This window comes from Acinetobacter sp. TG2027, assembly GCF_000302435.1.
GTDB classification, from domain to species: domain Bacteria; phylum Pseudomonadota; class Gammaproteobacteria; order Pseudomonadales; family Moraxellaceae; genus Acinetobacter; species Acinetobacter pittii.
In genome coordinates, this window is sequence record NZ_AMJN01000040.1 from 174,334 (window position 1) to 187,556 (window position 13,223).

The window sequence follows — 13,223 nt, forward strand, 5'->3', positions numbered from 1 at the left end:
TCAAATGTTATTAAATAAACTTGCTATCGCTCCTGCACTTATTCGTCATCGGCGTTATAGCCCTAAACCACATGAGTTTAGATCGACCTTAAATTATTTATGGTTCGATCCAGATCAATTAGTTGATATTACAAAAGATTGTTCACTCTGGTCGACGGATCATTGGAATGTATTAAAGCTATCTAAAAATGATTTTTTAAATATGTATAGCGGTTCTATAAGGGATAGAGTAGAGAAAGCGATACTGCAAAATAATCACTTACATCTTCGGCCAGACTGGCAAATTCGAGTCTTGGCTTTGCCTCGTTGTTTAGGTTTTCGGTTTAATTCGGTCGTATTTTATTTTGTTTTAAATAAAGCCGGAAAACCGCTCTTTATTCTTAGTGAAATTACCAACACTCCATGGAATGAACGAAAACTCTATATACATGACTGTATAAAACAACAAAGTCAGGTGGGTGATTATCAGAGTTTTGATTTTAACTTTGAAAAATCATTTCATGTTTCGCCGTTCATGCCCATGCAGTTAACTTACCGTTGGCGATTTAGTTTTTCAGATCAGCAGAATGTCATTCACATGCAACTTTTTGAAGAGCAAAAACAAGTCTTTGATGCCACTATGCGCTTTGAGCTTGTGCCCATCACATTTCCTTCACAGCAATATCGATATGCTCTTATAAACAGCCTAGCGCCTTTTAAAATGTTGTTTTCAATATATTTAGAGGCATTTAAGTTGTGGCGAAAAAAAGTTCCATTTTATCGTCATCCTAAAAAGATCAAGGTAGATAAGACATGATAAAAACATTTCTTTATGGTGAAGATGACTCACTACCGTTACTGCTCAAGAGTCTTCTCAAACTACGTCATGGACAGATCACTTTTCAGGGCGCGTGGAATGGGACGGTCGGTGAAGTTTCAGACTTACATGCTGTGATTGAAGTTCACAATCCTTTATTGATGGATCTCATTTTAAAAAATGGTGTTTTGGGAGCAGCAGAAGGCTACATCCGTGGTGACTGGAGCAGCGAGCACCTTGTCGAGTTGATTCAGATCTTGGCACGTAATCGAGCTGTATTGGACCAAATCAACCAGAATGTTATTGTTCAAGCGAGCCAGTTTTTTCTTAAAGCGTGGTATCAAAATCGAAAGAACTCTATAAGTGGTAGCCGTAAAAATATTGCCGAGCACTACGACTTAAGCAACGACTTTTTTAAATTATTTTTAGATCCGTCTTTAATGTATTCGAGCGCCGTTTTTGAAAATGAAAACATGACTCTCGAAGAAGCATCTGATTTAAAAAAAGAGATCATTTGTAAAAAGTTAGATTTAAAACCGCTAGATCATTTGGTTGAAATTGGAAGTGGGTGGGGTGGTTTTGCCATTTATGCAGCTCAACATTATGGCTGTAGAGTAACCACCATTACCATTTCACAAGCTCAATATGATGAAGCCATTACTCGTGTAAATGAAGCTGGCTTGGCACATCGAATTGATGTGCAACTTAAAGACTACCGTTTGCTCGAAGGTAAGTTCGATAAGCTGGTTTCAATTGAGATGGTTGAGGCGGTTGGTGCGCAATATTTATCGACATACTTTGATCAATGTAAAGCACTCTTAAAACCGAAAGGTTTGGCATTTATTCAAGCCATTACCATTGAAGATTTCCGATATAAAAAAGCATTAAATACAGTTGATTATATTAAGCGCTATATTTTCCCGGGTAGCTTCATTCCTAGCATAAGTGTATTAACTCAAACCGCCTCTGAGAGTGGTTTAAGGTTAAAACATTTAAATGATATTGGTTTAAGTTATGCACAAACACTTCATCACTGGCGAGCGCGTTTTTTAGCAGCGCGGGAACAAGTATTGGCTCTAGGTTTTGATGAAAACTTCATTCGCATGTGGGATTTTTATTTATGTTATTGCGAAGGTGGTTTTAAAGAAGGCGTGATAAGCAATGTTCACTTGTTGTTTGAAAGTACCAGCTACTAAATCAAACAGCTCAAGTAAGGAGACTGCTCATGTTTTGGAATTTACTGATTCTAGATTTAATGATCATGTTGCTGAGCTGGCTACTTGCCACTCTAAATGGCAGAGCTGGAATTGTAGATGCTGCATGGAGTTTCTGTCTGGCAGTAAACATTATTGTGTCTTCTTTACTCATTTCAGTTGCCCCAGTTGAAGTGCGTCTTTTTATCGGTATTTTTAGCGGCTTATGGTTTTTAAGATTATTTTGGCACCTGTTAAGACGTTATCAATCTGAACAAAAAGAAGATGGACGTTACGCGAGCATGCGTAAAGCGATGGGTAAGTTTCAGCATATTGGCTTTTTATTCTTTTTTATCTTTCAAACACTTTTAGTGCTTTTGTTCTTTTTGCCGATGTGGGCGCTACTCAATGTAGAGGCAACTGAATGGAGTAGTGGATATAAAGTCGCTTTAGTAATTGCAGCTGTCATCATGGCAATTGCTTTCATTGGAGAACAACTCGCTGATCAGCAATTATACCGATTTAAATTAAATCCAGATCATCATGGCAAAACGATGGATCAGGGTTTATGGCGTTATTCACGTCACCCCAATTATTTTTTTGAATGGTTACACTGGTTTGCCTATCCAATTATTGGTTTAGCAGCAGGCCAATATGTATTGTGGATTTATCCGTTACTGATGTGGCTATTTTTATATTACGTCACGGGTATTCCATTTAGTGAAAAACAAGCAATTAAAAGTCGCGGTCAAAATTATCTTGATTATCAACAAAAAACATCAATGTTTATTCCGCGAAAACCCAAAAAATAGGTGCGCATATGGATTTTATTGTTCATCAGTCTTTGAAAATTGTTGAAAGTGGTGTGATTCCAGATCATGCAATTCGAGCTGCAATTCGTGCTTTAAGTAAAAAGCGCTTAATCCAAGAAGGCCGTTATGACCCTGAACAAGGGGCACAACGCTACATGGATGTGCATAATATGCTGAAGAAGAGCGAAATCGCCGTTGAAACGGATAAGGCAAACGAGCAGCACTATGAATTGCCGACCGAGTTTTTTCAGGCGGTGCTTGGAAAAAGATTTAAATATAGTGCGTGCTATTTCCCGACTAAAACGACAACTTTAGATGAGGCAGAAGAGTTGGCTCTTCAGCTTTATTGTGAAAGAGCACAACTTAAAAACGGTCAACAGATTTTAGAGTTAGGCTGTGGCTGGGGTTCTTTAACTTTGTGGATGGCAGAAAACTATCCACGCTCACAGATTACGGCTGTTTCAAATTCTGCAACGCAGAAAAAGCATATTCTTCGGCAAGCAGAGTTAAGGGGTTTAACCAACGTTGAAGTGCTTACCTGTGATGTGAATGTACTCGACTTAGACCAAGACACGTTTGATCGTGTTGTATCGGTTGAAATGTTTGAACACGTCCGTAATTACCAACGTCTTTTTGAAAAAATTCAGGGCTGGTTAAAGGCAGACGGCTTACTTTGGTGCCATATTTTTTGCCATCGCTTTTTACATTATCCTTTTGAAGTGAAATCAGATTATGATTGGATGTCCAAGTATTTCTTTACTGGCGGTTTAATGCCTTCGACTTCGACTTTTTTGCATTTTCAAGAGCATTTAGAGTTGGCTCAACAGTGGCAGTGGTCGGGTGAGCACTATATGAGAACGGCAAATGCTTGGCTTGATAACATGGATAATCAAGAAGTCGAACTGAAGCCCCTGTTTAAAAAAATCTATGGAAAAGATGCCAATATTTGGTGGCAACGCTGGCGTATTTTCTTCATGGCTTGTGCTGAGTTATTTGGTTTTGAGCAAGGTCAAGAATGGGTCATTGGTCACTTTTTATTTAAAAAGCGATCATAGTAATTTCTATAGCCTATCCCGGCGATAAAGATATGATAAAAAATCGACATGATGGCAAAGCGAGTCATCCATTAGCCCAAATGTTCAATCGATATTACTGGTTGCAGATTGGTCTGATTGCATTATCGATCGTGGTCGGGTTGGCTTGTAGTGCTTGGGTGATTAAGGGTTCTTTACTTAAAACCGCTTTAGAACAGGAAATGGAGCATTACTGGTTACGTATAGAACGTAACCCAAATGCAGACTTACCAGATACCAAAAATTTATATGGATATCGGTGGAATACACAGGTCGCGCCTCAACCTTTTCGGGGCATGCATTTAGAAAGTGGCGTGCACCGAGTATTCGTTGATGGTAAAGAACGAATGACGGTCTATGGTGAGCGTAATGGTCAGCATGTTCTGTTGGTATTTGGCGAAAGCAATGTTAATAAGCTGATCTGGTTATTTGGTCTTGCTCCCCTCATGTTCAGCTTATCTGTTTTATATAGCTTTTTGTGGTGGTCAAACCGAAGAGCAAGACGCTATTTTTCCCCGATTACGCGCTTAGCGAATGCTTTAGAAAATATTGATTGGGCACATCAAGATACTCAGGCATCTCCTTTTAGAGATATTAATACCAATGGCAACATGGAAGCCGAATATCTCAAACAAGCTTTAGAAAAATATCATCAGGTTTTAAGTGATTTTATCCGACGCGAAAGAGAATTTACTGGAGATGTGAGTCATGAGTTACGCACTCCGCTCACGATTTTGAAAGGTAATGTGCAACTGTGTCAGGCGAAATATGGAGACGATAAATCTTTAGTCCGTCTTCATAACACAATTGAAGATATGCAGCTGCTCGTTGATACCTTACTTGCGATTGCACGTAATACGGTACAGAGCTTGCCATCTGAGAAAAATTTATTATCGAAAACGGTAAAGGATCTTGTTGAAAGTTTAGAAGCGGTAAGTGCAGGTAAAGGGATACAGATTAATATTCAACCTGATGTTTCTGAACAGCCGCGTTGGTTATATCCTTCGATGACTCAAATGGTTTTAGGTAATATTTTACGTAATGCGCTGAACTATTCTCAAGGTTCACAAATCGACATTATTCAACAAAAAAACAGCCTAATTATTGCAGATAACGGAATTGGAATTTCTTTACCTAACGATGTGAAAGTGCAAGAGCTCAGCGATTCACAACTTTCCTTAAAGGCTAAAGGTCATGGCATTGGTTTGCAATTGGTACAAAAGCTTTGCAAGCAATTAGGATGGAGAGTGGAGCTGTTTGATCGACAATATTATTTAACCACTCATCCTGAACTCGATTTGGAGCCAACCACAGGCTTAATTGTTGTGGTCTATTTAAGTTAAGTCGCGGAATCTTCCAAAGCAATTTTTAAACCGACACCTGCCACTGTATGTAATAGCTTTGGGTCAAAAGGTTTATCAACCATTTTTCTTAAGTTATAAATGTGACTGCGTAACGCATCACTTTCAGGCTCTTCGTCACCCCATAATTCCATCATCAGTTCTTGCTTGGTCACCACTTTTGGAGACTGGCGCATCAAAATTTTTAATAGTTTAAATTGAATAGGGGGTAACTCGATATTATTTCCGGCACGAACCACGGTTTGAGTTGCGCTATCAAGAATTAAGTCGTGAATTTGAATTTTATGGTGAGTAACTTCGCCAGCTGCTCTTTTTATTAATGCACGAATCCGCATTACTAGTTCATTAAAATCAAAAGGTTTTACCAAATAATCATCTGTTCCAGCAGTAAAACCTTTAAGTTTGTCATCTAAAGTATCTCTTGCTGTGAGCATAAGAACAGGAATATCAATGCCTTGTTCAGTGCGTAGCCAGTTGCATAGGTCATAACCCGAGCCATCGGGCAAATTTATATCGAGCAACAAAAGATGATAATGCTGAGATTTGAGAAAAGTTCGTGCAGCATCTAAATTACGTGCATGATCGACAACATAACCATGCACTTCAAGAAATTCGCAGACCGTTGCTGCAAGTTCAAAATGGTCCTCAACCATGAGGATAAAGTGATTACCCATGAGATTTTATTAAGCCATTAATTTAATAATTGTTGTTTTAATTTAGCATTAAACGGTTCACTACCAAACCAGATTTTAAAATATTGATTTGCATTCGGATTGTTCAAAGAACCGAGTAGCTTCTGGTTTAATTTCAGTTCTAGTTTTTGATTTTCATGTTGATAGTTGAGACTATAAAGATCTCCACTCTTAATTGGCCTATATAGTTCATTAATATGATTAAGCGGAGATTTCGCATCAAAGCCGCTAACATTTTTCTTCAAAAAGTGGGTGGCTGCGCGTTTAAATGCCCACTCGGGAATATCGCGGTTATAGCTAAAGTCCATTTTGATGCTTTGGCTTTGCCAATTTTTTTGGCAATCTTCAGCAAAGTAACTGACATTTCCCACCTTTTTACTCGTAACCATTAAAGGTGCTGAACGGCATTTTTTTAGTTCAGCCGCATTCGCTTGAGATACGATTAAGATTCCTAGAAATATCAAGATTCGACTTTTTTGAACGGCAATATCCATTTATATACTCCTCCAAATATTGGTAAAGAACGGTAGAGGCCATTCGCTGGATCCCAATAATCTTGCTGGAAAATAATTTTTTGTTGTTCATTAATCTTAATCTGACTAATTCCATAAGAAGCCATCGTTTTTGAACGACCTAGCATTTTAAAGTCATAGGACATGTACCAATGGATATAGGCTGTATCTTGGTGATGAGTTGCACTAATGAGTTTTACCGTGACATTATTCACTCGGGCATTCATGCCTTCAAAATGCTTAATCAGATCTTTCTTTTGAGAGAACTGCGAGAGTGTATCGTTGATATAGAGCTGATCAGCGTAAAGATTGCTAGCATTATTTACAAAAGAAGGAGTGCCGAGCGTATTAAATGCAGCGACAAAACGATTGCCGACATCTAGCGCCTGTTGGTCATCTAATTCTATACCAGTAATTTTTTGTTCAGCTTTGCCATAGTCACCTGAGTAACTAGGCACACTTTTACACGCCGTTAAACCTACCAAAATAATCAACCCTAGGGCTGTAGTTATAATTTTCATGTCGATATCCAAGCCAACTTTATAAGATCAAATTAAAGAGCTGGTCGTGAATTTTGCGTGAATTCTTATGTTTTATGATTTGGGTTTAATGGAGAGCGTTTTCTGTTTTGGAAATTTAATAAACTAGGTTTAATCAACTTAAAAATTTCTATCGACTTCACAGCGTTTAAGATTAATAAATAAGATAAGCAAGAAAAAATTTAAGAAAGCAATTTTATTCTAGCTGCGCTTTACCCATAAGAGATATAGATAAGTTCTGCATAAATAGAAGGGTTCAATAATGAAAACAATCGGCTTATTAGGTGGAATGAGTTGGGAATCGACAGCGCTTTATTATCAGCAAATCAATAAAATGGTTCATTGTAAATTAGGAAAATTGCACTCAGCTAAGGTCATTATTAATAGTGTTGATTTTGAAGAAATAGCAGCCTTGCAAGCGAAGGGTTTATGGCAAGAAGCTGGCGCATATTTAGCTGAGCAAGCACAAAATTTAGAAAAAGCAGGGGCAGATTGTATTTTGGTGTGCACTAACACCATGCATAAAGTTGCTGAGCAGATTGAAGATTCAATTACCATTCCTTTCTTACACATTGCTGATGCAACGGCAAAAGAAATTTTGAGTCAAAATATTGGTAAAGTTGCACTGTTAGGAACAGCTTTTACAATGGAGCAAGATTTTTATAAAGCTCGATTGCAGCATTATGGAATTGATGTTGTTATTCCAAATGAAGCCGACCGAAAGACAGTTCATCGCATTATTTATGAAGAACTTTGTTTAGGTGTGATCAACCCAGATTCTCAGCAAAAGTACATTGCTATTGTAGAAAGACTCATAACTGAAGGCGCCCAAGGCGTTATCTTGGGTTGTACTGAAATTTGTATGTTAATTGGTGAGCTTAAATTCTCGGTTCCTTTATTTGATACTACAGCCATTCATGCAAAAGAAGCAGTCAGTTTTAGCTTAAATGAAAATAAAAATTCTCATAGCACCAATTTAAATATATCTGCTGCAATTGCTGGGAATACTGTTTAGCAATATTTGGAATATCCTTTGTCATTAAACGTTAAGCTTGTGTCGTCAAATGTAAAGTGGCCCATATCCTAACTGTTGTAATTTTGGTTATTGCTTTTATAGGCACTCAATAAAAAACCAAAATATGGAATAGGACATGACGTTGACGAAAGCTATACGTTTCTATGGAACAGGAACGCCAGAAGTATTGTGCTATGAAGATGTAGAAGTAGGAGATCCAAAAGCAGGGGAAGTACGCCTACGTCATGTGGCAGTCGGTTTAAATTATGCCGATACATATTTTCGTAATGGAACTTATCAAATTCCAATGCCTAATGGCATGGGCGTCGAAGCATCTGGTGTTATCGAAGCTTTAGGTGAAGGAGTAACTCAGCTTAAAGTAGGTGATCGAGTTACCTATACAGGTTTTTTAAATACGTTAGGTGCATATAGCACCCACCGTCTAATTCCAGCAAATGCTTTAATTAAATTACCCGAAGAAATTTCTTGTGAAACAGCGGCAGCCATGACCATGCGAGGGTTGACCGCTGCTTATTTAATGCGCCGTATTTATGACTTTAAAGCGGGCGATTCAATTTTATTACATGCAGCCGCAGGTGGTGTTGGGCTGATCGTTTCTCAATGGGCTAAATTACTTGGCTTGACTGTTATTGGTACCACATCTTCAGAAGAAAAAGCTGCCGTAGCGCGAGCTCATGGTTGTGATCATGTCATTAACTACAGCCATGAAAATGTTGCTGAGCGTGTACGTGAGTTAACAGGCGGCGTGGGTGTAAATGTCGTTTTCGATAGTGTTGGCCAAGCCACTTTCATGAGTTCATTAGACTCTCTCAAACGCCGTGGTTTGTTGGTCTGCGTAGGAACAGCGTCTGGTCCAATTCCTGCTTTTGATCCGGTATTACTCGTCGTGAAAGGCTCTTTGTTTGTCACACGTCCAGCTTTAGCAGATTACATTGCAGATCCTGCTGAGAAGAAAGAACTGGCAAATGAATTATTTGATCATGTTCGACATGGACGAATAAAAATTGAAATTAATCAGCGCTATGAGCTAAAGGATGCCGTACAAGCTCATCGTGATTTGGAAGCACGTAAAACAATAGGTTCATCAATCTTTGTAATTTGAAGGGATTTCTTATGCAAATTGAACAGTTAACTTGCAATATTGGTGCAGAGCTCAGTGGCGTCAAACTTGCTGATGCGATTTATGATGATGGATTATTTGCTGAAATTCGCACACAACTACTTAAACACCGTGTGTTGTTCTTGCGAGATCAGCACTTAACCCGTCAGGATCATGTGGCATTTGCAGAAAAATTTGGACAGTTAGAAGATCATCCTGCCGTAGGCAGCCATCCTGATCATCCGGGTTTGGTGCAGATTTATAAACATCCGGAAAGTCCCGTCGATCGTTATGAAAATGCTTGGCACAGTGATGCAAGCTGGCGCAAGGTTCCACCGATGGGATGTGTGCTGCACTGTGTTGAATGCCCACCAGTGGGTGGCGATACCATGTGGACCAACATGGTGATGGCCTATGAGTCTTTACCCAACGATATTAAGGATAAGATTGCTGACTTACGCGCTTATCACAGCATAGAAGCGAGTTTTGGTGCGGCTATGCCACTTGAAAAACGCTTGGACTTAAAAGCAAAGTTTCCCGATGCTGAGCACCCAGTGGTACGTACTCATCCTGAAACTGGCGAGAAAATTTTATACGTCAACGCGTTCACAACTCACTTCAGTAACTATCACACCAAAGAGCGAGTCAGATTTGGACAAGATGCCAATCCGGGCGCAGCTGAACTACTGCGTTACTTAATTTCTCAAGCCTATATTCCTGAGTTTCAAGTGCGTTGGCGTTGGAAGCCTAACAGCATTGCCATCTGGGATAACCGTAGCACACAACATTATGCAGTCATGGATTACCCTCCTTGCCACCGAAAAATGGAACGGGCCGGCATTATTGGTGACGCAACCTATTAAGTCTATAGGTTAATAATTTTATCTAATTGAAAATTCTAAAAAATATATGAGGAGATGCACATGCAATTCTTTGACGACTCATTGCACCCAGAAAATATGGAAAAAGTGGTGATCACGGTTGCGCCGTATGGACCCGAATGGATGCCAGAAGACTTTCCCGAAGATATTCCAGTGACCATGGATGAGCAAATACAAAAAGCGGTTGAGTGCTATGAAGCAGGCGCGACAGTGCTGCATTTACATGTCCGTGAGCTTGATGGCAAAGGCTCTAAACGCTTGTCAAAATTTAACGAACTTATTGCAGGGGTTCGTGAAGCTGTGCCTGACATGATTATTCAGGTGGGTGGTTCGATTTCATTTGCACCAGAGAGTGAAGGTGAGGCAGCTCTATGGTTAAGTGATGACACCCGACATATGTTGGCTGAACTTACACCAAAGCCCGATCAGGTTACGGTGGCAATTAACACCACACAAATGAATATTATGGAATTGCTCTATCCTGAATATTTAGAAGGAACATCATTGGCATATCCAGCGACTCAAGCAGCATATGCAGAGATGACTGTGCCTGCAGGGCCTGCATGGGTTACCGAACATATTAAGCGCTTATGTAAAAATAATATTCAACCGCACTTTCAGTTAACGGGTATGCATGGGCTTGAGACGCTAGAACGTATGGTGCGTAAAGGGTTGTACATGGGGCCGTTAAACTTAACTTGGATTGGAATCGGTGGCGGTTTTGATGGTCCAAATCCATTTAATTTCTTTAATTTTATTCATCGCGTACCTGATGGATGTACTTTGACATCAGAATCTTTGCTCAAAAATGTATTACCTTTTAATACGATGTCGATGGCAATGGGTTTACATGCCCGTGTGGGTAATGAAGACACGATCATCGATCATCAAGGACGCCGTTTTTCATCTGTAGAGCAAATTAAGCAAACCGTTCGGATTGCCCATGAATTAGGCCGTGAAATTGCCTCAGGAAAAGAAGCCCGTGAAATTTATCGTATTGGGGTGCAATACAACAGTATTGAAGAAACCCTAATCGCAAATGGTATGGCACCCAATCGTAAAGCAGGGCAAAAGGGCGTGCCGCAACGTAACTAATGTGACAAGGTCTAACGGAATTTAGACCTCAAATGTAGTGCAGCTTATTCGCTTTGTTTTTAAAAGTGCGTTGCTGCACTAGCTAAATAGAAATTATAAAAAATACAAGGAGGTCGTATGAATGCCCATCAGTATTCAGATCAGATGAGCGATGTTGATACGTCAATCAGTATACCTCGTCGTTACGCATGGCTTGTTTTTGCTTTGACATTTGGTTTGCTCATTTCAGATTATATGTCACGACAAGTCTTAAACGCAGTTTTTCCTTTACTTAAAAATGAGTGGTTACTCAGCGATAGTCAGTTAGGTTTGCTCAGTGGCATTGTCGCGTTAATGGTGGGTTTATTGACTCTGCCGTTGTCATTAATGGCAGACCGTTTTGGACGAGTTAAAAGCTTGGCCATTATGGCGACGTTATGGAGTTTGGCGACTTTAGGATGTGCACTGGCTGAAAATTATGAGCAAATGTTTATTGCTCGTTTTATGGTTGGTGTGGGTGAAGCTGCTTATGGCAGCGTTGGAATCGCGGTGGTTGTGGCTGTTTTTCCACGAGAAATGCGTGCAACACTCGCCAGTGCTTTTATGGCAGGTGGCGTATTTGGCTCATTTTTGGGTGTGGCTTTAGGTGGTGTACTCGCACAGCATTTCGGTTGGCGTTGGGCATTTGGAGGAATTGCTTTATTTGGTCTCATTTTGGCCTTTCTATATCCAATTTTAGTGAAAGAAAACAGAATAAACGCAGCACCTCAAAATAAAATTCGTAGTAAAACCCAGCACATTAAAAGTCCTTTAAAAACTTTATATTCAAGTCGTTCAGTCATTGCCACTTACATTGGGAGTGGTCTGCAATTATTTGTTGGTGGCACAGTGATTGTCTGGATGCCGAGTTATCTCAATCGCTATTACGGCATGAGTACCGACAAGGCAGGCGTGATGGCAGCGGTCATTTTGCTATGTAGTGCAGTAGGCACAATTCTATGCGGCATGTTGTGTGATTATTTGGGCCGTAATTGTCCAGATCGTAAGGTCAGTTTAGCGATTACATACTGCTTGCTCGGTTGTGTTCTTTTATTAATTGCTTTTGCTATGCCTGTGGGACGTAACCAGTTACTTCTCATCTGCCTCGGAATGTTTATTGCCCTAGGAACCAATGGGCCATCTAGTGCCATGGTGGCCAATCTCACACATAACTCAGTTCATGGCTCTGCATTTGCAACACTCACCTTAGCTAACAATTTTCTTGGTTTAGCTCTTGGTCCTTTAGTGGTTGGCAAAGTATCTGATGTGATTGGTTTACATAGCGCATTTCAACTCATGCCATTGGTCAGTATTGCAGCTGCAGCCGTATTTTTTTATGCCAAACGCCATTATCACAAAGATATCTCACGCTTTGAGCAGCAAGCAATAACTGAGCTTAAAAATCATTCAGGTAACCAAATACAAAAATGCGGGATGAATAACAAATGATGATTCGGCAATTACACATTGATGTATTTTTTGACTTTATTTGTCCTTGGTGTTTGATCGGAAAACGTCAGTTACTGATCGCTATAAATAGATTTTATCAGCTTCACCCCAAAGTCAAAGTTGTCGTGCACTGGCGAGGTGTTCAGCTTATACCTGACTTAGCTGTTGAAGGGGTACCGTTTCAAACGTTTTATTTGAAACGGTTAGGTAGCTTGACAGCAGTTCGTATGAGACAAGAACAGGTCAATAAAGCTGCAAATAAAGTTGGGCTCAAGATCGATTTTGAGCAAATTAAACGAATGCCAAATACGGCCAAAGCTCATCGCTTATTTGATAAAGCTTTAAAGATAGGAACTCCTGAGCAGTGCAATGCGTTGTTAGAACAACTCTTTGCTGCATATTTTTATGATGGGTTAGACATCGGAAATACCACCACTTTATACAAAATCGCCAAACGCTGTGGTTTCCCGCGTGAACTGATCAAAGATTTGCTTATTCAAGATCATCAAGATTTTATCTCTGCAAGTACAGGAGGTAATGGCGTGCCTTACTTTATTTTTAATCGTGCTTCTGCCTTGGTGGGCGCGCAATCAGCAGATGCACTTTATCAAGCGATGCAAGAGGCAATGCTGGCACAAGGAGAGTTGATATGACCAACCGATTTCAA

Annotated in this window: 14 protein-coding genes; 11 read left to right on the forward strand and 3 right to left on the reverse strand. The window is 39.8% G+C overall.

Features of this window, described 5'->3' with window-relative positions; genetic code table 11:
* The first annotated feature begins 4 nt into the window (after positions 1 to 4).
* Genes B806_RS0110485 through B806_RS0110505 form a run of 5 tightly spaced genes read left to right on the forward strand, consistent with a single transcriptional unit; the run spans position 5 to position 5,217 of the window.
* The gene (locus B806_RS0110485) at positions 5 to 796 is read left to right on the forward strand and encodes a DUF1365 domain-containing protein (RefSeq protein ID WP_017403004.1); all 792 of its coding nucleotides are present in this window, start codon (positions 5 to 7) and stop codon (positions 794 to 796) included.
* Positions 793 to 1,992 (forward strand): cyclopropane-fatty-acyl-phospholipid synthase family protein, encoded by a 1,200-nt coding sequence (locus B806_RS0110490; protein ID WP_017403005.1) that lies wholly within the window; start codon positions 793 to 795, stop codon positions 1,990 to 1,992. The genes B806_RS0110485 and B806_RS0110490 overlap by 4 nt, the downstream gene beginning before the upstream one ends.
* A 29-nt stretch (positions 1,993 to 2,021) precedes the next feature.
* Entirely contained in the window at positions 2,022 to 2,801 is a 780-nt protein-coding gene (locus B806_RS0110495) for a DUF1295 domain-containing protein (RefSeq protein ID WP_017403006.1), read from the forward strand.
* 8 nt (positions 2,802 to 2,809) lie between these two features.
* A complete protein-coding gene (locus B806_RS0110500) occupies positions 2,810 to 3,856 on the forward strand; it encodes a cyclopropane-fatty-acyl-phospholipid synthase family protein (protein WP_017403007.1) in 1,047 nt (348 codons plus the stop codon).
* A gap of 32 nt (positions 3,857 to 3,888) precedes the next feature.
* On the forward strand, positions 3,889 to 5,217 hold the full coding sequence (locus B806_RS0110505) for a HAMP domain-containing sensor histidine kinase (RefSeq protein ID WP_017385482.1): 1,329 nt from the start codon (positions 3,889 to 3,891) through the stop codon (positions 5,215 to 5,217).
* Here B806_RS0110505 and B806_RS0110510 read toward each other — a convergent pair.
* Genes B806_RS0110510 through B806_RS0110520 form a run of 3 tightly spaced genes read right to left on the reverse strand, consistent with a single transcriptional unit; the run spans position 5,214 to position 6,960 of the window.
* A complete protein-coding gene (locus B806_RS0110510; protein ID WP_017385481.1) occupies positions 5,214 to 5,909 on the reverse strand; it encodes a response regulator transcription factor in 696 nt (231 codons plus the stop codon). The genes B806_RS0110505 and B806_RS0110510 overlap by 4 nt on opposite strands.
* A gap of 17 nt (positions 5,910 to 5,926) precedes the next feature.
* Complete coding sequence (locus B806_RS0110515) at positions 5,927 to 6,421, reverse strand: chalcone isomerase family protein (protein ID WP_017385480.1); 495 nt, start codon at positions 6,419 to 6,421, stop codon at positions 5,927 to 5,929.
* Positions 6,388 to 6,960: a nuclear transport factor 2 family protein gene (locus B806_RS0110520; protein ID WP_017385479.1), complete on the reverse strand. Its 573-nt coding sequence runs from the start codon at positions 6,958 to 6,960 to the stop codon at positions 6,388 to 6,390. Before B806_RS0110520 ends, B806_RS0110515 begins: the two co-directional genes overlap by 34 nt.
* A gap of 280 nt (positions 6,961 to 7,240) precedes the next feature.
* On the opposite strand from B806_RS0110520, the gene B806_RS0110525 reads away from it, so the two are divergent.
* The 6 genes from B806_RS0110525 (at position 7,241) to B806_RS0110550 (ending at position 13,209) form a co-directional block, all read left to right on the forward strand.
* A complete protein-coding gene (locus B806_RS0110525) occupies positions 7,241 to 7,993 on the forward strand; it encodes an aspartate/glutamate racemase family protein (protein WP_017385478.1) in 753 nt (250 codons plus the stop codon).
* A 136-nt stretch (positions 7,994 to 8,129) separates the two neighbouring features.
* Positions 8,130 to 9,116, forward strand: a complete 987-nt coding sequence (locus B806_RS0110530) for a quinone oxidoreductase (RefSeq protein ID WP_017403008.1) — start codon at positions 8,130 to 8,132, stop codon at positions 9,114 to 9,116.
* An 11-nt stretch (positions 9,117 to 9,127) separates the two neighbouring features.
* On the forward strand, positions 9,128 to 9,976 hold the full coding sequence (locus B806_RS0110535) for a TauD/TfdA family dioxygenase (RefSeq protein WP_017385476.1): 849 nt from the start codon (positions 9,128 to 9,130) through the stop codon (positions 9,974 to 9,976).
* A gap of 60 nt (positions 9,977 to 10,036) precedes the next feature.
* Positions 10,037 to 11,089, forward strand: a complete 1,053-nt coding sequence (locus B806_RS0110540) for a 3-keto-5-aminohexanoate cleavage protein (protein ID WP_017385475.1) — start codon at positions 10,037 to 10,039, stop codon at positions 11,087 to 11,089.
* Positions 11,090 to 11,206: 117 nt separating this feature from the next.
* Complete coding sequence (locus B806_RS0110545) at positions 11,207 to 12,556, forward strand: MFS transporter (protein WP_017385474.1); 1,350 nt, start codon at positions 11,207 to 11,209, stop codon at positions 12,554 to 12,556.
* Positions 12,553 to 13,209, forward strand: coding sequence for a DsbA family oxidoreductase (locus B806_RS0110550; RefSeq protein WP_017385473.1), 657 nt, complete (start codon positions 12,553 to 12,555; stop codon positions 13,207 to 13,209). Before B806_RS0110545 ends, B806_RS0110550 begins: the two co-directional genes overlap by 4 nt.
* Positions 13,210 to 13,223: the final 14 nt, after the last annotated feature.

What these genes read in the sequence shown, in the direction of transcription:
- B806_RS0110485 (WP_017403004.1), top strand. Translation starts at nt 5, where the DNA reads ATGTTATTAAATAAACTTGCTATCGCTCCTGCACTTATTCGTCATCGG.
- B806_RS0110490 (WP_017403005.1), top strand. Translation starts at nt 793, where the DNA reads ATGATAAAAACATTTCTTTATGGTGAAGATGACTCACTACCGTTACTG.
- B806_RS0110495 (WP_017403006.1), top strand. Translation starts at nt 2,022, where the DNA reads ATGTTTTGGAATTTACTGATTCTAGATTTAATGATCATGTTGCTGAGC.
- B806_RS0110500 (WP_017403007.1), top strand. Translation starts at nt 2,810, where the DNA reads ATGGATTTTATTGTTCATCAGTCTTTGAAAATTGTTGAAAGTGGTGTG.
- B806_RS0110505 (WP_017385482.1), top strand. Translation starts at nt 3,889, where the DNA reads ATGATAAAAAATCGACATGATGGCAAAGCGAGTCATCCATTAGCCCAA.
- B806_RS0110510 (WP_017385481.1), bottom strand. Translation starts at nt 5,909, where the DNA reads ATGGGTAATCACTTTATCCTCATGGTTGAGGACCATTTTGAACTTGCA.
- B806_RS0110515 (WP_017385480.1), bottom strand. Translation starts at nt 6,421, where the DNA reads ATGGATATTGCCGTTCAAAAAAGTCGAATCTTGATATTTCTAGGAATC.
- B806_RS0110520 (WP_017385479.1), bottom strand. Translation starts at nt 6,960, where the DNA reads ATGAAAATTATAACTACAGCCCTAGGGTTGATTATTTTGGTAGGTTTA.
- B806_RS0110525 (WP_017385478.1), top strand. Translation starts at nt 7,241, where the DNA reads ATGAAAACAATCGGCTTATTAGGTGGAATGAGTTGGGAATCGACAGCG.
- B806_RS0110530 (WP_017403008.1), top strand. Translation starts at nt 8,130, where the DNA reads ATGACGTTGACGAAAGCTATACGTTTCTATGGAACAGGAACGCCAGAA.
- B806_RS0110535 (WP_017385476.1), top strand. Translation starts at nt 9,128, where the DNA reads ATGCAAATTGAACAGTTAACTTGCAATATTGGTGCAGAGCTCAGTGGC.
- B806_RS0110540 (WP_017385475.1), top strand. Translation starts at nt 10,037, where the DNA reads ATGCAATTCTTTGACGACTCATTGCACCCAGAAAATATGGAAAAAGTG.
- B806_RS0110545 (WP_017385474.1), top strand. Translation starts at nt 11,207, where the DNA reads ATGAATGCCCATCAGTATTCAGATCAGATGAGCGATGTTGATACGTCA.
- B806_RS0110550 (WP_017385473.1), top strand. Translation starts at nt 12,553, where the DNA reads ATGATGATTCGGCAATTACACATTGATGTATTTTTTGACTTTATTTGT.